The following is a 21,741-nucleotide window of genomic DNA, read 5'->3' as shown; positions in this document are numbered from 1 at the left end:
AAATTAAAAGGGGAAGACATCGATGTATCATTCCATCAAACGTTTTTTGATTGGGAAACCGTTAAAATCACAAGCAGCAGGAGAACAAAAACTGACAAAATTAAAGGCACTTGCCATGCTCTCCTCAGATGCTTTATCATCTGTCGCTTACGGAACGGAACAAATTCTTATCATATTGGCGGCGGTAAGCGCTGCTGCATTTTGGTATTCCATTCCGATAGCGGTCGGCGTACTCATTTTGCTGCTCGCGCTGATTCTCTCATACAGGCAAATTATTTACGCTTATCCGCAGGGCGGCGGGGCGTATGTTGTATCAAAAGAAAACCTCGGCGAAAAGCCCGGGCTGATTGCAGGCGGTTCATTGCTCGTCGATTATATATTAACTGTAGCAGTAAGTATTTCCGCAGGAACGGACGCCATCACCTCGGCGTTTCCGGCACTGCATGATTATCATATACCCATTGCTGTTTTGCTGGTTTTAGTAATTATGATTTTAAATCTGCGGGGGCTGTCAGAATCAGCATCAATACTTGCCTACCCGGTCTATCTGTTTGTGGCGGCTCTTTTCATCCTGATTGCCGTTGGTTTATTTAAGCTTATGACAGGGCAAATCGATCAGCCTGTCCACCATACACCGATCGGCACACCGGTAGCCGGCATTACGCTGTTTTTGCTGCTAAAGGCTTTTTCATCCGGCTGCTCCGCGCTTACCGGAGTTGAAGCGATCTCCAACGCGATTCCAGCCTTCAAAAACCCGCCTGCGCGAAACGCGGCGAGAACGTTGGCTATGATGGGGATCTTGCTTGCGGTTCTGTTTGCCGGTATCACAGTACTTGCATACGGTTACGGGACGGCTCCGAAACCGAATGAAACGGTCATTTCACAAATTGCGTCGGATACCTTCGGAAGAAATGTGTTTTACTATGTCATTCAGGGTGTGACATCGTTAATTTTGGTCCTTGCGGCGAATACGGGTTTCTCAGCTTTCCCGCAGCTTGCCTTCAATTTGGCGAGAGACCAGTACATGCCGCGCATGTTTACAGTAAGAGGCGACCGCTTAGGCTTCTCAAACGGAATTATCTTTTTAGGCGTTGCCTCAATTGTGCTGATTCTGTTATTTGGAGGACAGACGGAGCACTTAATCCCGCTATACGCGGTCGGTGTGTTTATTCCATTTACGCTTTCGCAAACAGGAATGTGCATCAAATGGATCAAACAAAAACCAAAAGGCTGGATTGGAAAAATGCTGATCAACTCCTGCGGCGCATTGATATCGTTTATGGTTCTGTCCATCCTGTTTGTCACGAAGTTTAATGTCGTATGGCCTGTTTTGATCTTTATGCCGATCGTCGTTTTTTTGTTTTTTGCGATTAAGAATCACTATACGGCTGTCGGTGAGCAGCTTCGTATCGTAAACAAACAGCCGGAAGAAATCAAAGGTACGGTCGTGATTGTGCCTGTAGCCGGTGTCACGACCGTCGTGCAAAAATCCATACAATACGCAAAGTCACTGTCAGATCAGGTCATTGCCGTTCACGTATCGTTTGACAGAGAGCAGGAAAAGAAAGTGGAAAAACGCTGGGAAGAGCTGGATAATGGAGTGCGTCTTGTCACGCTTCACTCTTCGTACAGAAGCTTGATCCATCCGTTTGATAAGTTTTTGGAAACTGTTGAAGCAAAAGCAAAGAAGAAACAGTTTTCTGTCATGGTGCTGTTCCCGCAGTTTATAACAAAAAAACGCTGGCACACCATTCTGCACAACCAGTCAGCGTTCCTGCTGAGAGTCCGGCTGTTCTGGAAAAAGGACATAATCGTTGCCACATTGCCGTATCATTTTAAAAAGTAAGCAGCTCAGACCAAGGGACATCCCTTGGTCTTTTTTAAATAAAGGGGGAATGGCGATGTATACGGAAGGGGCATTTGTTATAGTGACAAACGCAAAGCGGCAAATTCTGCTGGTCAAACGAAAAGACGTTCCTTTATGGGATTTGCCGGGCGGACGGGTTGAATCAGGAGAAACCCCGGAGGCAGCGGCAATCCGGGAGGTAATGGAAGAAACGGGATATATGATAGAGCTTTCCGGGAAATTGGGTATCTATCAAAGACCTAAGTTTCAGGACGAACAGGATGTGTTTGCAGGGAACATAACAGGCGGACAAGCGATAGAAAACAGCATGGAAACGGCCGGTTTGAAGTGGTTTTCGCCAGAGCGTCTGCCGCTTTTGATGGTGCCAAACCGGAAAATGCAAATCGGAGATTTTCTAAACGGCGCCGCGGGCATCGAGTGTACCGTCAAGGACAACAGTTTTTTGGCGGCCCTAGACCTGTTCAGAAGGAAATACAGCAAGCGATAGTTGCCTCCGGGTTTTAAACGACTCCCCCTGTGGTATTGAAAAAGGAAAAAGGAGGATACGGCATGGCACACAAAACAGCAGGACAAACAATGACAGAACTGCTTGAACAATGGGGAGTTGATCATGTTTACGGCATCCCCGGAGACAGCATTAACGAATTTATTGAGGAACTCAGACACGAAAGAAATCAATTGGAATTCATCCAAACCCGCCATGAAGAGGTGGCAGCGCTGGCAGCCGCGGCTGAGGCAAAACTCACCGGCAAGATCGGTGTCTGCCTGTCAATTGCAGGGCCGGGTGCGGTGCACTTATTGAACGGTTTATACGATGCAAAAGCGGACGGCGCCCCTGTGCTTGCGATTGCAGGTCAGGTTTCCTCAGGTGAAGTCGGGCGGGACTATTTTCAGGAGATTAAGCTTGAGCAAATGTTTGAAGACGTGGCAGTGTTTAACAGGGAGGTACATAGCGCGGAGTCACTGCCGGATCTGTTGAATCAGGCGATCCGCACTGCCTACAGTAAAAAAGGCGTTGCGGTATTAAGTGTGTCAGATGATTTGTTTGCGGAGAAAATCAAACGGGAACCCGTTTATACATCACCGTTGTATATGGAAGGGAATCTTGAACCGAAAAAAGAACAGCTTGTGACATGCGCGCAATACATTAACAAGGCGAAAAAGCCGATCATTTTGGCGGGACAGGGAATGAAAAAGGCGAAGCGGGAGCTGCTGGAATTTGCGGATAAAGCAGCGGCGCCGATCGTCGTCACGCTCCCCGCAAAAGGCGTTGTTCCCGATAAGCACCCGCACTTTCTCGGTAACCTTGGGCAGATTGGGACAAAACCGGCCTATGAGGCAATGGAAGAATGCGATTTGTTAATCATGCTCGGCACCTCGTTCCCGTATCGTGATTACTTGCCGGAAGACACACCGGCAATCCAGCTTGACTCAGACCCGGCGAAAATCGGCAAACGATATCCGGTAACAGCGGGGCTTGTCTGTGACTCGGCTCTCGGTCTGCGCGAACTGACGGAGTATATTGAACGGAAGGAAGACCGAAGATTCCTAAATGCCTGCACTGAACATATGCAGCATTGGTGGAACGAAATCGAAAAAGATGAAACTGAGGCGACAACACCGCTTAAACCCCAGCAGGTCATCGCACGTCTTCAGGAAGCAGCAGCAGACGACGCGGTGCTGTCTGTAGATGTCGGCACTGTCACCGTCTGGATGGCGCGGCATTTCAAAATGAACGCGAACCAGGATTTCATCGTTTCCAGCTGGCTTGCGACAATGGGCTGCGGCCTGCCGGGAGCTATAGCGGCGAGCTTGTCTGAACCGGAGCGCCAGGCCATCGCAGTCTGCGGTGACGGAGGCTTTTCCATGGTCATGCAGGATCTCCCGACCGCAGTCAAATACAAGCTCCCGATTACTGTCGTTATTTTAAACAATGAAAATCTCGGCATGATTGAATATGAACAGCAGGTCAAAGGCAACATCGACTATGTCACAAAACTTCAGAATGTTGACTATGCCGCATTTGCAGAAAGCTGCGGAGCAAAAGGCATCAAGGTGACCAGAGCGGAAGAGCTTGCGCCGGCCTTTCATGAGGCGCTTCACTCCGATCAGCCGGTCGTTGTTGACGTCATGATCGGAAATGAACCGCCGCTGCCCGGCAAGATCACCTATGGACAGGCAAAAGGCTTCAGCAAATACATGCTGAAAAACTTCTTCGAAAACCAAAAAATCGAAATGCCGTCATTGAAGAAGAGCTTAAAACGGTTATTCTAAAAAAACAGGGGCCCGGGAAGGCCCCTGTTTTTTGGGTTTTATTGAATCATAAAATCGGTTGTTTGAACCTTTAAAATGCCTCGTATACTTAATGGGATCAACATTTTCGCCGTGCCCAAAACGGACACAAGGACAAATGCATCTGCTTTTTAAAGCAAAAAGATCAGCGCATTTGTCCTTGTCTGTTTCATTCAAAATTAATGTCTCTATAAGCTTATTTCCCTTTTTTCGAAAGCCCAAAAAAGAAAGGAAAAGCAGAACCAACTAATAAAGTGCCGAATAAAAACATGCCGCCGATAAACACGTGAAAATTAGCGCCACCGGCTGTAAAAGCGGTAATTAAGGAAATGATACTGAGCACCACCATGGCGATGCCAGGCGCGATTCTCATTTTTTTACCTGTTGATTTATAAGCGATAACAGAACATAAAATTCCGATTACAATAGGTACAATCCACAAATAAAACAGAATAAATACTGACATTATCAAAACTCCGATTTTTTCTTCTATCATAACAAATTTCTGTAAAAAATGATATCAATGAGCTTTGAAGCCAAAATTAAAAACCGGCTCTATCAGCCGGTTTTTTTTCTAACGGAACGTATCGACGATCAAAAACACATTCAAAGCAACAATCAGTACAGCGATCAGCCAAGAAACAACTGTTACCCATTTGGCATTGATCAGCGAACCCATAATCCGCTTATTGCTTGTGAACATAATAAGCGGAATTAAGGCAAAGGCAATGCCGAAGGAAAGAACCACCTGGCTCAGCACAAGAGCCGACGTCGGATTGACGCCTGATGCGATGATCAAGATCGGCGGAATGATTGTGATGAACCGCCGTACATACAGCGGGATGCGGTAATTGATAAATCCCTGCATAATCACATCGCCTGAAAGTGTTCCGACAGACGAACTGGACAGGCCCGCAACCAGCAGGCCAATTCCGAATAGCACGGCTGAAACAGGGCTGACAAGATGACCGAACTGCTGAAACGCGACATCAAGATCCTCGACAAACAGCCCGTTTTTGAAGAATAATGCTGCAGCCACAATCAGCATACTCGCATTAATAGCCCCTGCAATCAGCATCGCTATTAAAATATCAATAAATTCAAATCTGAAGATTTTCTTCCGTTCGGCATCTGTTTTGCCGACAACCCGCCGCTGTGTGAGGGCAGAGTGTAAATAAATGGCGTGCGGCATAACGGTTGCGCCGAGAATCCCTGCGGCAAGAAGAACGCTGTCGGTCCCGTGAAATGTCGGAACGAAAAGCCCCTTCATCACTGAGACGGCATCAGGCTTTGCGAAAAAGGTCTGCAGCGCAAAGGCGATGACCACTACAAACAGCATGCCGGCAATACCGGCTTCAAGTGAACGATAACCGCGGCGCTGAAGCTCCAAAATCGCGAAAGAGCCGATCGCCGCAATAATAGACGCTTCGAGCATCGGGATGCCAAACAGCAAATACAGTCCCAGCGCAGCTCCGATAAATTCCGCCAGATCAGTCGCGATAATGACGAGCTCGCCTTGAATCCATAAGCCGATAGAGACGGGCTTAGGAAATTCCTCACGAGCGACCTCAGGCAGGTTTTTGCCTGTCGCGATACCAAGTTTGGCGGAGAGTGATTGGATCAAGAGCGCCATGATATTAGAAAATAAAATCACCCATAGCAGCATATATCCATATTTAGAACCAGCTGATATATTTGTTGCGAAGTTACCGGGATCGATATAGGCAATAGCTGCAATAAACGCCGGGCCTAAAAAAGGCAGTAGTCCTCTGAATCCTCTGCTTTTCCCGTCAAGCGCATCTTGGACTGCTTTGGAACGGGGAGATTGTGCTGTGATGTCCTTATTCATCATGTACTCACCTGAATTCTAATTGTTTTTGCCATACAACAAAGAGTTTCCTTAAACCAAATTATTTTATCTACATCATATGACCATCCCGATTTCTTGTCAACCAATGATGATCAAAAATTACTCTTAAATTTTTCCCTGTTATGTAACATGATATGTAGGGCATCTGATAAGGGTCCATACATAAAAAGACATCGTTTCTGTATGAAACGATGCCTCCTGAATAATCTAACATTTAGGCTTCCTTCCGCAATCCGCGGAATACGAGGCTCAGTAAGAATACGAAGATCGCTGCCCCGATAATTGCCGGAATAATGGCAAATCCTGCAAGGCTCGGTCCCCAAGTTCCGAGCAGGCCGTGCCCGATCCATGCGCCGATCAGACCTGCAATCATCGAACCGAAGATTCCTCCAGGCATGCGATTGCCGACAATGGCGCTTCCGATTAGTCCAATTAAGATAGCAATAACTAATGAAACCAAAAAGCTAAGCATGATATTCACCTCTCCTTAATGATTTATATATCAATAACCGTTCTAGACAAATCCGAAACGTACAAAAGCATATTTGCTTATGAGTCTGTTTTTATCTTTCTCTGTACACTGCCGTCAGCCAAATGAACAATTACGTTTGTGCCTTTATGCTCAGCAATTTCCTTTGCCCTTTCAATTGCTTCTGTTTTCGTATCCTTGATGTCAGATACACGTTTGGCATCCTCAGCTTTGACGGCCCAGCCATTTTTATGCTTAATGACATGTTCCGCCTTATTCATCAGCTCGGGTCTGGCGTCATCGTTTGCCTCCTCATCGCGTTCTGTTTCATCATCATGTTTGAGAAAGTCGTCAATTTCCTTTTTTGAGGCGTTTTCCGCCCATTCCTTTGCTTTGCTCGTCGCAATCGGAATGGCGCGTCCGTCCTCATAGCCTTCATCAATCATGGCATTCGCGATTTCAATCGCCTTTTTCTTCACAGGCTTCTCGAGATTTTTCAGTGAAGCGGGGTAATTCTTCATAGACCAAGGCATTTCCATCACTCCTTCTGCTTTTATAAAAAGGGTACCCGCAGGTGAAAAATAAAAACGTTTTAGAGAAAAATGAAGGTATACTATATAGTAGAAAAACGGAAGGGAAGTGCGAGTTGGGTGACAACAGAACGAAAAGAAGACTTACATCAGCAATTAAAAGAAATAGAGAAATGGGAAAAGGAGCAGCAAAAAGTCTGGTTTTGGGAAAAACTCAGCCGTCTCCCGTTTCAGCTGCTGGACAAGCTGACGCCGGAATTCATTCAGAAAAAGATCGGCAAGCTTTTGGATGAGGTGGGCACCTTTGTTCAGACTGGAGGTCAGTACCTGACATCGGAAAAACAGATTATCAAAACGTTTCAAAAGAAACTGCCCGAGCAAACCTTTGAATCACTGGATGACGTACAGAAAGCGCCTCTGGCTGTTATGGATGATGTTGCTGAAGCGATGGGCAAAAACAGAATCAATGCTGCAACCGTTCAGGGAGCAACCACGGGTGTAGGCGGCGTATTTACACTGGCGGCAGACATTCCGGCTGTGCTCGGTTTATCATTAAAAACGCTGCAGGATATCGCAGTGGCCTATGGCTATAATCCAAAGGAGAAAAAAGAGCGGGTCTTCATCGTAAAATGTTTGCAGCTTACTTCAGCAGATGTTGTCGGTAAAAAATCCATTCTGAAAGAATTAAAAGACTATGATCAGGACCGTACATATAAGAATGTCGCTTCCCAAGTCCAAGGCTGGCGGGAAGTGGTTTTAGGCTACCGTGACACCTTTGGCTGGAAAAAGCTTTTTCAAATGGTGCCGATCGCGGGTATGGTCTTTGGCGCGGCAGCCAATCGCTCGACATTAAATGACATTACCGAAACAGGCATGATGCTCTATAAAAAGCGGCGCATCCTCGAGCGGCTCAAAGAAACAGTACAGAATCATGAATAGAAGAAAAGCAGACGGGCACCGCGTTCCGTCTGCTTTTTTCAGTCATAACACACCCAATGTGTTTTGTTTGTTTAAAAGAAATGACAGCGGGAATACAACAACCAACACCAATTAAAGGAGGAATTCAAAATGGCACAAGATAACAAAATGAGCAGAGAAGAAGCAGGTAGAAAAGGCGGAGAAACGACTAGCAAAAACCATGATAAAGAATTCTATCAAGAGATTGGTCAAAAAGGCGGAGAAGCCACTAGCAAAAACCATGACAAAGAATTCTATCAGGAAATCGGCGAAAAAGGCGGAGAAGCCACTAGCAAGAATCATGACAAAGAGTTCTATCAAGAGATCGGTGAAAAAGGCGGAGAAGCCACTAGTGAAAATCATGACAAAGAATTCTATCAAGAAATCGGCCGTAAAGGCGGAGAAGCGACAAGCAAAAATCATGATAAGGAATTCTACCAAGAAATTGGCTCAAAAGGCGGAAATGCCCGCGACAACGACTAACTAAGTAAAGCATAAAAGGCAGACAACCTGTAGATAAAAAGCGATCCGGCGCAGCAGCTGGATCGCTTTTTATTTTGGGTATTTTCTCAATTTATGCCAGTATTGCGGTACAATAAGTGAAAAAAAGGGGTTTTCGCTAATGTCCGAGATGCAAAATGTGCTCGCCATCGCTAATGAAGTCAAAGAAAAACACGCCAATTTTTCAATCTCAGAGGTCAACGACCACTGTGTGCGCCTCGCTGTGTTTACAGGAGAATATGACTGGCACCATCACCCTGACTCAGATGAATTATTCATTGTTCTTGAAGGTGAGCTGCTGATCGATTTTAAGAACAAAGAAACCGCGGTACTCAAAGCGAATGACAGCCTGCTGATCCCAAAAGGAACGGTTCACCGCACGCGCTCTTACGTCAGAACGGTGAATCTCTGTATCGAGCATATACAAGCGAAAACAGTCATGATAGAGGAATTGCCATGCTGATTAAAAGGATTGTATGTGAAGTAGACGCTTCAAATGCTAAAGCATTTGCAAACGCGCAGTCACAGTGGGGAGCACTATCACATGTAAATGGCTTCATCAAACAGACCGGCGGATGGCGGAAAACAGCAGATGGGCTATTCACCGCAGAAATCATCAGCGTTTGGGAAAACAGAGCTGCCTATGATCATTTTATGGAGAACGAACATGACGTTATCTATGAAGAAATTGGGCAAAAGGCTACGTTATATTCAATAGAAGTGGCGCTTACCCAGGTTGATGCAGAGGGGGTCGCTTTCTTATTTGAGAACCGGGAAATTGAATACGAGCCTGGATGGACCGTGACAAAAGCTTATTGATGGGAAATCGCCCTCAAAAAAAGAGGATAAGCTGATTTTATCGCTTATAATAACAATAAAGATATTCTCCTGTTATTTTGATTGAATTAGAATGAAGAAAATGGCATTCACTTGTACAATCAGGGGGATTAATTCGGATGACTTTTCATTTTCATGAAATTGACCATATTCAGCTTGCGGCTCCTAAAGGCTGTGAAACTGCTGCAAGACAATTTTACGGCGGGATATTAGGCTTTAAGGAAATTGAAAAACCAGATGAGTTAAAAGCCCGGGGCGGAGTCTGGTTCACTTTTGGGAACAGACAATTGCATATCGGGATAGAAGAACCTTTTGTCCCGGCTAAAAAAGCACACCCTGCATTTGAGGTTTTGAATATAGAAGGCTTAAAAGAACATGTAAAATTAAATGGAATTGCAATTGTTGAGGACAATAAACTTCCGGGAGCGGACAGATTCTATATTTCAGATCCATTTGGCAATCGTCTGGAGATGCTTGAGTGGCATACAACGCGCAAAAAAGGATAGATCACGGTTAATGATGATCTATCCTTTTTATGATAGTGTCTTTACTCACGTCCTGGAAGTGTATCATGAACAAAAGGCGGTGCTGGTTTTAACTCCGGTTTTTCTCCAAACGCTTTAGCTTCTTTCACATATTCAAAGGCTTCTCCATCTGGCGCTTTCTCCTTCAACCAGTTTTGCTCGGCACTTTCTTCACCTTCAGAGAAATTGATCAACTGATGCGAGAACTCTTGTTTTTCGAGTGCTTTCGGGAATGTCCCCGGCACAATCGGGCCTTCCTGTGCTTCTAATTCTTTAATGGCGGCGAGCCATTGGTTTTGGTGCATCGTGTCACGCGCCAGCAGGAAGCTGAGCATATCTTTGACGCCTTTGTCATCCGTCATTTCAAACAGGCGTGCGACCTGCAGACGGCCTTGTGATTCCGCATTCAGATTGGCGCGGAAGTCTGCCAGCAGGTTTCCGCTTGCTACGATATAGCCGCCGCTCCAAGGTACGCCTGTACTGCTTTCCGGCATGGCGCCAAGTCCTGATACAATGGCATGGTGAGGGTTCATGCCGCCCAGGATGGAGCCGATGACCGGATCTTCAGCGGCTTTTTCCTGCTGATCAAGCGGGGCATCCTCAAGAAGTCTGGCGATCATCGTAGCGATCATTTCAACATGCCCGAGTTCCTCAGTTGCCGTATCCATCAGCAAATCCTTGTATTTTTCATTTCCTCTTGTATTCCAGCCTTGAAATAAGTATTGCATGGCAACAGAAATTTCTCCGAATTGCCCGCCTAAAATTTCTTGCATTTTTTTAGCGAATAATGGATCTGGACGATCTGGTTTAGCAGGATGCTGCAGCATTTTTGTGTGCTTAAACATGTACCCATCTCCTTTTTCGTTTGTCTCTTTTTATATTTCCGATCGTATGAAAGATAAACGAAACACAGCGTATCGAGATGGGAACTATGAATCTTTTCGCAGCTCCAAAAGCTCCTGAATCAGATTACGGCCGAAGATGGGCTCGTACTGCCGGTAAACAGGATCAAGGCGCTTCATCCATTCTTTTTTCTCTTTATCTGACAGCTCATAAATATGTATAGTAGAATTCTTTTTAATTTCTTCCAGCTGTTCCTTGTTCATTTGTTCGGCATACGTTTCATTCCACTCCGTCGTCTCCTTCATCGCTTCAGTCAAAATACGCCGTGTTTCTGGTGTTTGCGCCTTCCAGAAATGTTCATCAGTCATGACAGCGTAGCCGAGATAACCGTGGCTGCTTATTGTCAAATAGTCCTGAACATTATAAAATTTTTTAGAATAGATGTTTGAGATTGTATTTTCTTCGCCATCGACTATATTGTTTTCTAACAGCTGAAAGGTAGAATTGAAGGATTCCTGATGAGGCGTTGCGCCAAGCAGCTTGAACTGATCCTCTATCACATCGCTTTGCATAATGCGCAAATCTTGCCCTTTTAAATCACCCGGTGTTTTGACCGGCCCTTGATTTGTCGTGATTTGTTTAAAGCCGTTTGTCCAATAGGCCAGTCCTTTTAGTTGGTTTTTCTTTAGAGAATCAAACAGCTGTGTGCCGATGCTTCCGTTCAGCCCTTTTTTGACGGCATTGTAATCTGTAAATGCATACGGCAGATCCAGCACCCCCCATTCAGGAGAGAGCATGCCGAGCTTCGAAGTGGAGGGGGCGATAAATTGAACATCGCCGTTTTGCAATGCTTCAATTTCTTCAATGTCCGAGTACAGGCTTCCATTCGGAAATACTTCAATTTTTATTTTCCCGCCTGATTTTTCGTTCACCAAATCAGCGAATTTATTGGCGGCCAGCCCTTTTGGCGTATTTTCAGCAACGACATGGCTGAATGTAAACACAATTTGATCCTGCAGCCCTTCCTGGTCGTCATCATAAACGATCTCTTTATTGCCGGTATGATCATGGAATCCGATAAATAAAGCGGTTGCAATTCCAGCGATCATCAGACCGAGACATGCAAGCAAACTCTTCACGAAAAGCCCTCCCTTTATGTTAAGGATAATGGGGGCAATGCCATTCGTAAAGACCTGAAAGGAGAAGCTGATGAACAAAAAGAAGCTCTCAATCCGCTGGAAAATCACAATCCTCTCCTACATACTCGTCATTTTCTCCTTTTTGATCGGCGGCATTGTGCTCATAGGCAATATTCAGCATACAGAGGAAAGGGAGCTGAAAAAACGGCTGATGAATACGGCTCGGACGGTGTCGGAGATGACCGAAGTGAAAGAGGCATTATCGCGAAAAGAACAAACAGAAGCCGTCCGTCATGCGGTTGAAGAGATCCGTATGATCAATGAAGCAGACTACATTGTCGTCATGGACATGGATCATATTCGTTATACTCATCCTGTCAGCGCAAACATCGGAAAAAAGTCAAAGGGTGCAGATGAAGAGGCGGCGTTTGCGGAGCACATTTATTTCTCAGAAGCAACAGGCGAGATCGGGACGGCTGTGCGGGCCTTTTATCCGGTAAAGGATCAGGATTTGAATCAGATCGGAGCAGTACTCGTCGGAAAAACACTGCCGGGGATGGCTGATATATTGTTTCATTTAAGAAGGGATATCGCCTTCATTGTAGTGCTGACACTCGGATTCGGTCTGGCGGGTTCGTTCCTGCTGGCCCGTCATATCAAAAAACAAATGTTTCAGCTCGAGCCCCATGAGATTGTCCGGATGTATGAAGAGCGAACCGCTACCTTTCACTCTATGAACGAAGGCGTGATCGCCATTGACAACCGGCATATCATCACAATATTTAATGAAAAAGCGAAACAGATTTTTGAGGTGCAGGGCGATCTGGTCGGAAAGGTGATTTGGGATGTGCTCAAGGATTCGCGCCTGCCTGAAATCGTGGAGCGGAACAAAGCGGTTTATAATGAAGAAATTCGTGTCAGCGGAAAGGTCATCATGAGCAGCAGGATTCCGATCGTCATGAAGAAAAAAGTCATCGGCGCCGTCGCGATTTTTCAGGACAGAACAGAAGCGGCCAAGATGGCAGAGGAATTGACGGGTGTCAAAAACTTTGTCGAAGCGCTCCGCGTCCAAAATCATGAGCATATGAACAAGCTTCATACCATCGCAGGCCTGATTCAGCTCGGCAAATCTGAAAAAGCGCTGCAGTTGGCGTTTCAGACTTCAACCGAGCAGGAAAACGTCACTGAATTTCTGCATCGCTCCATTCAAAATGACGCCGCGGCGGGGCTTTTGTTAAGTAAAATCAGAAGGGGAAAAGAACTCGGCATTGCTGTGCATATTGATGAAAACAGCAGCCTGCAGCAATTTCCCGAGCATGTCGACCAGCATGATATCGTCGTGCTTCTCGGCAACCTGATTGAAAATGCCTTCGGCTCGTTTGAAACTGTTCAGTCTGATGATAAACGAATTGACATCAGTATAGAACAAACGGAGGATATCCTAGCGATATTAATAGAAGATAACGGATGCGGGATTGAACACACACATATGCCGTACCTTTATGAAAAAGGATTTACTGTGAATAAAACAGGCGGCACAGGCTATGGCCTCTATTTAGTCAAGCAAATAACAGACAAAGGGTCGGGTGCGATAGAGGTCGATTCACACCCGGGACAGGGCACGTCTTTTTCAATCGTTTTTCCGATGAAGGGAGAGGAATCGCAGCATGACTCGTAAGGAAATCAAGGTTTTGCTCATTGAAGACGATCCGATGGTTCAGGAAGTAAATAAGGATTTCATCACAACCGTTAAAGGCTTTACCGTCTGTGCGCAAGCGGGAAACGGGGACGAGGGCATCAAGCTGATCAAAGAAAAGCAGCCTGAACTCGTGATTCTGGATGTATACATGCCGAAAAAAGACGGAATCAAAACCTTGCAGGAGATCAGAAGGCAAAAGCTTGAGGTAGATGTCATCGTCGTATCCGCTGCAAAAGACAAGGAAACAATTTCTCTTATGCTGCAAAATGGGGCAGTTGACTATATCTTAAAACCGTTTAAGCTCGAACGTATGAGACAGGCGCTTGAGAAATATAAGCGGTATAAACAAAAAATAGACGAAAACGACACACTGTCCCAGGATCAGCTCGATGCCATCCTCAATATCCCGCAGCAGACCGTACAGGATCTGCCGAAGGGATTGAATCATTTTACGATGAATGAGCTTATTGCTTTTTTGAAGCAGCAAACTTCGCCACTTTCTGCTGAAGAGGTTGCCAAGGCTCTCGGCATCGCCAGAGTGACAGCGAGGCGCTATCTTGATTATCTCGAAAAGAACGGAACGATTCAGCTTGATGTTCAATACGGAGGAGTCGGACGCCCTGTCAACCGCTACATATTTAATATGTAAATCCGAGACCAAAAAGACCAAAATGTCCGTTATGAACATAAACTTCCCCGTTCCTTATGAAAACGCTATCATTCTAGTAAGAAAGACACAAAGGCGACTAGGACAGGGGGAGGAAGAATATGAAACTGTTTAAAAATTTAACAGTTCAAGTCATAACCGCGGTCATCATCGGGGTCATTGTCGGATTGGTTTGGCCGGATGTCGGCAAAGAAATGAAACCGCTTGGCGATACCTTTATCAACGCTGTGAAAATGGTAATCGCTCCAATCATTTTCTTCACAATCGTTCTCGGGATTGCAAAAATGGGCGATATGAAGAAGGTTGGAAAAGTAGGGGGAAAAGCATTTATTTATTTCGAGGTTGTTACGACCCTTGCACTCATTATCGGTTTATTTGTCGTTAATATTATGAAGCCTGGTGCGGGCCTCGATTACAGCAAGCTTGAAAAGGGAGATGTCTCACAATACACGCAAAATGGCGGTCAGGGGATCGACTGGGTTGAATTTGTCACACACATCGTACCGTCCAACATGGTTGATGCCTTCGCGAAAGGGGACATTTTGCAGGTCTTATTCTTTTCCATTCTTTTCGGAGTCGGTCTAGCGGCGTTAGGTGAAAAAGGGAAAAGCGTCATTGATTTCTTTGATAAAATTTCACATGTCTTTTTCAAAATTATCGGCTATGTTATGCGTGCGGCTCCCATCGGCGCATTCGGAGCGATGGCGTATACGATCGGGCACTTCGGACTCGATTCCATCAAACCGCTTGCCAGCTTAATGCTGTCTGTGTATATCACAATGTTCCTGTTTGTGTTTGTCGTTTTAAATATCATCTGCAAGCTATACGGATTCAGCCTTTGGAACTACCTGCGCTTTATCAAAGATGAGCTTCTCATCGTGCTCGGCACAAGCTCATCAGAATCAGTTCTTCCGAGAATGATGGATAAAATGGAGCGCTACGGCTGTTCAAAATCAGTCGTCGGGCTAGTTATTCCGACCGGCTATTCGTTTAACCTAGACGGAACATCCATTTATTTATCAATGGCGACTGTCTTTCTGGCTCAAGTGTTTGGAGTGGATCTCAGCATCGGGCAGCAAATAACGATTATCCTCGTTCTGATGCTGACTTCGAAGGGAGCAGCCGGTGTGACAGGAAGCGGATTTATCGTTCTTGCGTCAACCCTCTCAGCCCTTCAGGTCATCCCGCTTGAGGGCCTTGCGCTTCTGCTCGGTGTCGACCGTTTCATGAGTGAAGGAAGAGCGATTGTGAACCTGATCGGAAACGGAATCGCCACAATCATCGTTGCAAAAAGTGAAAAAGAATTCGATGAAGCAAAAAGCGTAGAGGCTGTGGAAGGCTTGAAAAAAATGAAAACAGCAGTTTAAAAAAAGAGCGGCCCATCCATGGGGCCGTTTTTTTCATTGTTTAGAAATTATTAAGGTGTGGACAGAGACCTCAGCATTTTTTTGTTATATAATTTACAAATGGATACTATATTGAATGAAGGACGTTTGTCCTAACAGGAGTGTATAAATGGCCGCTTTAGTAAAATTTTTTCAGCACCCGGGAGTAAGGCGTTTTTCCATCTTTGTCGTGTTAACTGGTGTGTTATATCTATTTAAGAGCATGATCAACTTAATATTGCTGACCTTCATTTTCACATTTCTTATGGATCGTTTGGAGCTTGTCGTCCGGCAGTTTTTAAGCCGGTTCTTCCGCGTGAGCCAGCGGGTTGTCATTACGTTTCTCTACATTTTGCTGGCCGTGCTGCTTACAGTCGGAGGGTTTGTGTTTTATCCGGTCGTTGCCGCACAGATTCAGCAGCTAATCAAGCAGATTAAACATATTGCGTATCATCCAAGCAGCATTCCTTTCTTTGATGAGATCACAAGTGTTTTCGGAGATATTAATATCAGTTCGTATGTCAAAGAGGGTTTCAATGTACTTTATACGTATCTGGCCGATATCAGCACATTCGGCTTGCAGATCATGATGGCGCTCATTCTCAGCATGTTCTTCTTATTTGAGAAAAAACGGCTGTCTGAATTTATGGAGCAGTTTAAAACGAGCAAGCTTGCTGTGTTTTATAATGAGATTGCTTTTTTCGGAGGAAAATTCGCGAGAACGTTCGGCAAGGTGCTTGAGGCACAATTTATCATCGCCCTCGTGAACTGTATACTGACTTTTATTGCGCTCTCGATTATGCACTTCCCTCAGCTGTTGGGACTCTCCATCATGGTTTTCTTTCTTGGATTGATCCCGGTAGCAGGCGTTGTCATCTCCCTGATTCCGCTCAGTATTATTGCGTACAGCACAGGCGGCGCAATGTATGTGCTTTACATTGTGCTTGTCATATTCGCCATCCATGCGATTGAGACATATTTCCTCAATCCGAAGCTGATGTCAGCGAAAACAGAGCTGCCGATCTTTTTCACATTTACAGTCCTGATTTTTTCTGAGCATTTTCTAGGCATTTGGGGCTTAATTATCGGAATTCCGATCTTTGTATTTCTTCTTGATATTCTTGATGTGACGAACAAGGAAGATGGGCCCAAAAGATTCCGAGAAAAAAGTAACAAAAAATAGTTTACAAAATTGGATCTTTTCTGTATAAATAAACTACATCATACAATAGTAAGCCACACGCTTAATCCTTTTTAAAAGGAGTGGGGGACCCAATCTTTTGGGGTTTATTTTTCATCTGAAAAACGGACATCTCTTCGTCCGAACCCGGCAGCTAACCTCATCAGCGTGAAGAGAGAATCCTGTGGTTTTATGATACATCCAAAGCCCGCGGGAGTCTCTCGCGGGCTTTTTTTCAAAAAAGGAGGAATGCGGATGAAACTTGCAACAAAGATTATCATTGCATTGGTTCTGGGCGCCGTCACGGGAATTATTTTGAACGTAACATCACCTGAATTATTTGAAAATTTTAATAAGTTTGTATTTGGCCCTCTTGGCACCATCTTTTTAAACCTCATCAAAATGCTTGTCGTACCGATTGTTTTTTTCTCTCTTACATTAGGAGTTGCCGGGCTTGGCGATCCTAAAAAGCTTGGCAGAATCGGTGTGAAGGCCATTTCTTATTTTCTCATCACGACAGCGGTGGCGATTACGATCGGGCTTATACTGGCGCTTGTCATTAAGCCGGGTGAGTTCGGCACTTATGATGTCTCATCCGCTAAATTTGAGGCAGAAGAAGCACCGAGTATTGCTGACACACTTCTGAACATGATACCGGCCAATCCCGTTCAAGCGATGACAGAAGGAAATATGCTCCAAATTATCGTGTTTTCCATTTTTGTCGGACTCGGGATTACGATGCTAGGCAAAAAAGCAGATATGCTTTTGAAAGTCGTTGAGCAGGGCAATGAACTGATGATGTATCTGGTCAACCTAGTCATGAAGTTTGCGCCATACGGCACGTTTGGTCTCATTGCGACAGCTATTGGCAGCCAGGGATTAAGTGCAATAAAAGCGATGGGGCTGTACATGATTGTTGTTACGCTGTCTCTTGTCATACATGCAATCGTCACTTACGGTTCAACAGTGGCCCTTTTAGCAAAAAGAAATCCGATTACGTTCTTTAAAGATTTCTCAGAAGTTATGGTCGTCGCGTTCAGTACCTCCAGCAGCAATGCAACCCTGCCGGTATCAATGGATGTGGCGCAGAAAAAATTAAAAGTGCCTGAGCCGATCAGCAGCTTCGTCCAGCCGCTCGGCGCGACAATTAATATGGACGGAACAGCCATCATGCAAGGGGTAGCCACCGTCTTCATTGCGCAGGTGTTCGGGCATGATCTGACATTTACGCAGCTGCTGATGGTGATACTGACGGCTGTGCTAGCAAGTGTCGGCACCGCGGGTGTACCGGGTGTAGGCTTGATTATGCTCGCCATGGTGCTTCAATCTGTCGGACTCCCTGTTGAGGGCATTGGATTAATACTCGGAATTGACCGCCTGCTTGATATGCTCCGCACAGTGGTCAACACAACAGGAGACGCGGCCTGTGCCGTCATCATTACAGAAACAGAAAAGAACAAACAGACGGAGCAAGCACCGACTCTATCGGTTTAACCAAACATTTGGAAGCAACAAATGCTATAATACAAACAGTGCCTATTTTTAGGCACTGTTTATTTTTTGTCGAAAAAGGAGGAAGGCTTTATGGCTGAGCCGATTTTACATATTGAAGGCCTTGATAAAAAAATAGGGTCTAAACAGATTTTAAAACAGATCAGCATGGACGTCAGGCAGGGAGAGATTATCGGTCTTCTCGGTCCGAACGGTTCCGGAAAAACGACACTCATCCGCATCATCGTCGGGCTGTTAAAACAAAACAGCGGAAGCGTAGCCATCAACGGATTCAAGCATGACACTGAGTTCGAGCAAGCGATGGAAGCTGTCGGTGCGATTGTGGAAAACCCTGAGTTTTACCCGTACCTGTCAGGCTGGGAAAACCTCAAACATTTTGCAAATATGCACAAAAAAATAGATGATGAAAGACTGGACGAAGTTGTGGAACGAGTCGGGCTGACATCAGCAATTGATGATAAGGTGAAAACCTATTCACTCGGCATGCGCCAGCGTCTCGGCATTGCTCAGGCCATTCTTCACCGGCCGAAGCTTCTCATTTTAGATGAGCCGACAAACGGTCTTGATCCTGCCGGTATGAAGGATTTTCGCGACCATATTAAGGAGCTCGCCGAAGAGGAAGGAACAGCGGTTTTATTCGCCACTCATTTATTGCGTGAAGTTGAAGACCTGTGTGACCGTGTCATCATCATACAAAAAGGCGAGATCAAAGCAGAAGTGAGCCTGAATGGAGCCGGTCAGAAAACGGAAAAAGCCGTTATTGAAGTGCAGTCGGCGGAAAAAGCGATCGCTTGGCTGGTGGGCAATGGGTACACAGCTGAACGTAAAGACGGCTCCATCGTGGTGGATATAGCGAAAGAAAATATACCAGAGCTGAACCGCTCACTAGTCGGACAAGGACTGAACGTATTTTCAATTATGGCTTATACGCAGTCACTGGAAGATGAATTTATAAAAGCGACAACCGCTCATCAAGAGGAGGGAGAAGAGCTTGTCTAAATTAATATGGAATGAACATATGAAACTCTTTAATCGAAAAGTCACATTTGTTTCGCTTATATTGATGGCCGTTTTTCAATTTTTTATGGCGCTGATCATTAAACGGATCGTCATCAGTGCCGGAACTGACGAAAACTTCATCGGCTACTTTTCCTATACACCGAGCCTGAATATCTTGCTGCAGGCGTTAACCATCGTCATTGCAGCGACGATTATTTCTAATGAATTTGATAAAAAGACAATTAAATTTCTGCTCATTCGCCCGGTCAAGCGGCAAAAGGTTTTTTGGTCGAAATTAATGACAGTTATAATGGTCAGCTTCTATCTTTATCTGGCATACTACATTCTGGCTTTATTATTCGGTCTTGTCTTTTTTGGCACGTCCGTGACATCTGAATCAAAAACATTGTTCATCAACACATTAGAGCTAATCGGCACAAACTGGCTTGAAGCGGTGCTGATGGGATTATTCGGTTTGCTTTGTTCATCACTGTTCCGCAACAGCGCCATTTCAGTTGTCGTTTCCTTTGTCGTTTTATATGGAGCAAGTTCACTTGTGCAAATCATGAAGCTGTTTGAAAACAAATGGGGAAGCTTTTTGCTTTTTGCAAACACGGACTTCACTCAATACAAAAGCGGACAAACGGCTCTGTTTTCAGGCATGACACCATTGTTCTCTGTAGGGATCCTTTTAATTCATGCTGTTTTCTTCATTGCCGTTGCCTGGTGGAGCTTCTGCAAACGGGATGTTCGAATCTAAAGGCAAGGAATGACATTTTTGTGAAAAAGCTCACGTAAATCAATATCAACCGATGTTTTGGTTTATAATAAAGGTACTGACGGAGGTGTCTCGAATTGAGAAACTTTATTACCGCTTTACCGATTGTATTGCTGCTTGGATTCTCATTTGTGTCATTTATGTTCCAGTTTGAACATCTTGTGTATTTCAGGCTCGCGCTGGGGTTGTTTTCTCTCGTGGGGCTGTACATGATATATAAAATGAAGACGGGTATCCGTTATTTTATCATTTATCTGTATGCAAGCTGGATTGTGCTTGCGGCAGTTACGGCCTTTGAAGAGCCGATTTTCTCAAGCTTTTTCTTCGGCGGATTGGTCATGACAATGGGTTACCTGACTTATATGCTCATTTATCTCGGTATGAAACAAGACCGGGATGCAAATCCGGTTTAAACACGCTGTTCCCTCGGGAACGGCGTGTTTTTCTATAGTGGACAAATTGTTAACAGTTGCGGAATCATGGCTGGAAATCTATAATACATATTAAATTTATCGGAATTGAAAAAATGGGGGGCTGCCGGATGTCATTATATGTACGGAACGAAAAACAGCGGCAATGGATAGAGAAAATAGGACAGCTAGCGGATGAATTTCAGCAAACAGCCGCTGAGGATGATGAACAGGGACGATTTCCTGCCGAAAAAATCCAAAAACTGCGTGATTCGGGATATACGGCGATAACCGTTCCGAAATCCCATGGAGGAGCAGGAATGTCTGTTTACGACATGCTGCTTTTTCAAGAGCGGCTTGCACGGGGAGATGCTCCTGCAGCTCTGAGCATCGGCTGGCATTTAAGCGTGATGGGAGAGCTCGGAGAAGGAAACAGCTGGGATGAAGATGTGTTTGCGTTTATCGCAAAGGAAGTTCAAAACGGCGCCGTGATCAATAGAGCAGCGACAGAAGCGAAAACCGGGAGCCCGACCAGGGGAGGACGCCCCGGGACTGCTGCCGTCAAAAAGGACGGCAAATGGGTGGTGAATGGAAGAAAAACGTTTACGACAATGTCGCAAGCGCTTGATTATTTTTTAGTAACAGCATGGATTGAAGAAAAACAAACAACAGGTGTGGTGTTGGTTCATAAAAATGATCCTGGTGTATCAATTGAAGAAACATGGGATATGATGGCGATGCGGGCTACTGGCAGCCATGATCTTGTATTAAACGAAGTAACGCTCGATGACAATAAACTGGTGGAACTGCTTCAAGGGCCGCGGGGAGCAATGCCAAACGGCTGGCTCCTCCATATTCCGGCGGTTTATCTTGGTGTGGCTCAGGCTGCCAGAGACTATGCGGTGCGTTTTGCCTCTGAGTATTCACCAAATAGTTTGAAAGGGCCGATCAAGGACGTTCCGGCCGTTCAGCAAAGAACAGGCGAAATGGAGCTTGAACTGCTGAATGCCAAGCATTTTCTTTTTCATGCGGCTGAATTGTATGACGATCCGGAGCGCCGCCCTTACTTGAAGAATGAGCTCGGTGCGGCAAAACATATCGTCACAAACGCCGCGCTTTCTGTTGTAGACAAAGCGATGAGAATTGTCGGGGCCAAAAGCCTTGAACGCAGCAATCCGCTTCAGCGCTATTACCGGGATGTGCGCGCAGGTCTCCATAACCCGCCGATGGACGACGCGGTTATTCAAAAGCTGGCCGCAGAAGCCTTTCATTAAATAAAAAA

The 21,741-nt window shown here is 45.3% G+C and carries 23 protein-coding genes and 1 riboswitch; of the genes, 17 read left to right on the top strand and 6 right to left on the bottom strand.

The window, feature by feature from the left end; translation table 11 throughout:
* Window positions 1–22: 22 nt before the first annotated feature.
* From kimA to V6D42_RS17130, 3 genes are all read left to right on the top strand, one after another.
* Window positions 23–1,846 (top strand): potassium transporter KimA, encoded by a 1,824-nt coding sequence (gene kimA / locus V6D42_RS17140; protein ID WP_168746966.1) that lies wholly within the window; start codon window positions 23–25, stop codon window positions 1,844–1,846.
* Between the two features lie 55 nt (window positions 1,847–1,901).
* Entirely contained in the window at window positions 1,902–2,354 is a 453-nt protein-coding gene (locus tag V6D42_RS17135) for an NUDIX hydrolase (protein WP_333514036.1), read from the top strand.
* Between the two features lie 62 nt (window positions 2,355–2,416).
* Window positions 2,417–4,141 carry a pyruvate oxidase gene (locus V6D42_RS17130; RefSeq protein WP_333514035.1) on the top strand — a complete coding sequence of 575 codons (1,725 nt, stop codon included), beginning with the start codon at window positions 2,417–2,419 and terminating at the stop codon, window positions 4,139–4,141.
* A gap of 214 nt (window positions 4,142–4,355) precedes the next feature.
* Here the strand turns inward: V6D42_RS17130 and V6D42_RS17125 are convergent, their stop codons facing one another.
* From V6D42_RS17125 to V6D42_RS17110, 4 genes are all read right to left on the bottom strand, one after another.
* On the bottom strand, window positions 4,356–4,625 hold the full coding sequence (locus V6D42_RS17125) for a hypothetical protein (RefSeq protein ID WP_010333081.1): 270 nt from the start codon (window positions 4,623–4,625) through the stop codon (window positions 4,356–4,358).
* Between the two features lie 108 nt (window positions 4,626–4,733).
* Window positions 4,734–6,011 (bottom strand): Nramp family divalent metal transporter, encoded by a 1,278-nt coding sequence (locus tag V6D42_RS17120; protein WP_168746967.1) that lies wholly within the window; start codon window positions 6,009–6,011, stop codon window positions 4,734–4,736.
* Between the two features lie 232 nt (window positions 6,012–6,243).
* Window positions 6,244–6,501: a GlsB/YeaQ/YmgE family stress response membrane protein gene (locus V6D42_RS17115; RefSeq protein ID WP_010333083.1), complete on the bottom strand. Its 258-nt coding sequence runs from the start codon at window positions 6,499–6,501 to the stop codon at window positions 6,244–6,246.
* Window positions 6,502–6,578: 77 nt separating this feature from the next.
* A complete protein-coding gene (locus tag V6D42_RS17110) occupies window positions 6,579–7,031 on the bottom strand; it encodes a DUF2188 domain-containing protein (protein WP_326204201.1) in 453 nt (150 codons plus the stop codon).
* Window positions 7,032–7,148: 117 nt separating this feature from the next.
* On the opposite strand from V6D42_RS17110, the gene V6D42_RS17105 reads away from it, so the two are divergent.
* The 5 genes from V6D42_RS17105 (at window position 7,149) to V6D42_RS17085 (ending at window position 9,829) form a co-directional block, all read left to right on the top strand.
* A complete protein-coding gene (locus tag V6D42_RS17105; protein WP_326204200.1) occupies window positions 7,149–7,967 on the top strand; it encodes an EcsC family protein in 819 nt (272 codons plus the stop codon).
* Between the two features lie 129 nt (window positions 7,968–8,096).
* Window positions 8,097–8,468, top strand: coding sequence for a glucose starvation-inducible protein GsiB (gsiB, locus tag V6D42_RS17100; RefSeq protein ID WP_010333086.1), 372 nt, complete (start codon window positions 8,097–8,099; stop codon window positions 8,466–8,468).
* Between the two features lie 139 nt (window positions 8,469–8,607).
* A complete protein-coding gene (locus V6D42_RS17095; protein ID WP_333514034.1) occupies window positions 8,608–8,949 on the top strand; it encodes a cupin domain-containing protein in 342 nt (113 codons plus the stop codon).
* Window positions 8,943–9,305: a YdbC family protein gene (locus V6D42_RS17090; RefSeq protein WP_326204196.1), complete on the top strand. Its 363-nt coding sequence runs from the start codon at window positions 8,943–8,945 to the stop codon at window positions 9,303–9,305. Before V6D42_RS17095 ends, V6D42_RS17090 begins: the two co-directional genes overlap by 7 nt.
* 137 nt (window positions 9,306–9,442) lie before the next feature.
* Window positions 9,443–9,829, top strand: a complete 387-nt coding sequence (locus V6D42_RS17085) for a VOC family protein (protein WP_333514033.1) — start codon at window positions 9,443–9,445, stop codon at window positions 9,827–9,829.
* Window positions 9,830–9,870: 41 nt separating this feature from the next.
* Here V6D42_RS17085 and V6D42_RS17080 read toward each other — a convergent pair whose 3' ends face one another.
* Complete coding sequence (locus V6D42_RS17080; protein WP_010333090.1) at window positions 9,871–10,692, bottom strand: manganese catalase family protein; 822 nt, start codon at window positions 10,690–10,692, stop codon at window positions 9,871–9,873.
* A gap of 84 nt (window positions 10,693–10,776) precedes the next feature.
* A complete protein-coding gene (dctB, locus tag V6D42_RS17075; protein WP_333514032.1) occupies window positions 10,777–11,829 on the bottom strand; it encodes a C4-dicarboxylate TRAP transporter substrate-binding protein DctB in 1,053 nt (350 codons plus the stop codon).
* Window positions 11,830–11,899: 70 nt separating this feature from the next.
* Here dctB and dctS point away from each other — a divergent pair, with 70 nt between their 5' ends.
* The 9 genes from dctS to V6D42_RS17030 all read left to right on the top strand — a co-directional run bounded on the left by dctS (window position 11,900) and on the right by V6D42_RS17030 (window position 21,733).
* On the top strand, window positions 11,900–13,507 hold the full coding sequence (gene dctS, locus V6D42_RS17070; protein WP_333514031.1) for a two-component system sensor histidine kinase DctS: 1,608 nt from the start codon (window positions 11,900–11,902) through the stop codon (window positions 13,505–13,507).
* Window positions 13,497–14,177, top strand: a complete 681-nt coding sequence (locus tag V6D42_RS17065) for a response regulator (RefSeq protein ID WP_333514030.1) — start codon at window positions 13,497–13,499, stop codon at window positions 14,175–14,177. Before dctS ends, V6D42_RS17065 begins: the two co-directional genes overlap by 11 nt.
* Window positions 14,178–14,296: 119 nt before the next feature.
* Window positions 14,297–15,562: a C4-dicarboxylate transporter DctP gene (gene dctP / locus V6D42_RS17060; RefSeq protein ID WP_010333094.1), complete on the top strand. Its 1,266-nt coding sequence runs from the start codon at window positions 14,297–14,299 to the stop codon at window positions 15,560–15,562.
* 148 nt (window positions 15,563–15,710) lie between these two features.
* Window positions 15,711–16,763: an AI-2E family transporter gene (locus V6D42_RS17055; protein WP_333514028.1), complete on the top strand. Its 1,053-nt coding sequence runs from the start codon at window positions 15,711–15,713 to the stop codon at window positions 16,761–16,763.
* Window positions 16,764–16,811: 48 nt separating this feature from the next.
* Window positions 16,812–16,943, top strand: a riboswitch (cyclic di-AMP (ydaO/yuaA leader).
* Between the two features lie 72 nt (window positions 16,944–17,015).
* Window positions 17,016–18,254 carry a dicarboxylate/amino acid:cation symporter gene (locus V6D42_RS17050; RefSeq protein ID WP_333514027.1) on the top strand — a complete coding sequence of 413 codons (1,239 nt, stop codon included), beginning with the start codon at window positions 17,016–17,018 and terminating at the stop codon, window positions 18,252–18,254.
* Window positions 18,255–18,344: 90 nt separating this feature from the next.
* Entirely contained in the window at window positions 18,345–19,271 is a 927-nt protein-coding gene (locus tag V6D42_RS17045; protein WP_333514026.1) for an ABC transporter ATP-binding protein, read from the top strand.
* Complete coding sequence (locus V6D42_RS17040) at window positions 19,264–20,031, top strand: ABC transporter permease (RefSeq protein ID WP_333514025.1); 768 nt, start codon at window positions 19,264–19,266, stop codon at window positions 20,029–20,031. Before V6D42_RS17045 ends, V6D42_RS17040 begins: the two co-directional genes overlap by 8 nt.
* A 95-nt stretch (window positions 20,032–20,126) precedes the next feature.
* Window positions 20,127–20,462, top strand: a complete 336-nt coding sequence (locus tag V6D42_RS17035; protein ID WP_003225151.1) for a hypothetical protein — start codon at window positions 20,127–20,129, stop codon at window positions 20,460–20,462.
* Between the two features lie 128 nt (window positions 20,463–20,590).
* Window positions 20,591–21,733, top strand: coding sequence for an acyl-CoA dehydrogenase family protein (locus V6D42_RS17030; protein ID WP_333514023.1), 1,143 nt, complete (start codon window positions 20,591–20,593; stop codon window positions 21,731–21,733).
* Window positions 21,734–21,741 lie beyond the last annotated feature (8 nt).

This window comes from Bacillus sp. 0909A (genome assembly GCF_036765115.1).
Lineage (GTDB): Bacteria > Bacillota > Bacilli > Bacillales > Bacillaceae > Bacillus > Bacillus mojavensis.
This window is presented reverse-complemented; position numbering and strand designations above follow the sequence as displayed.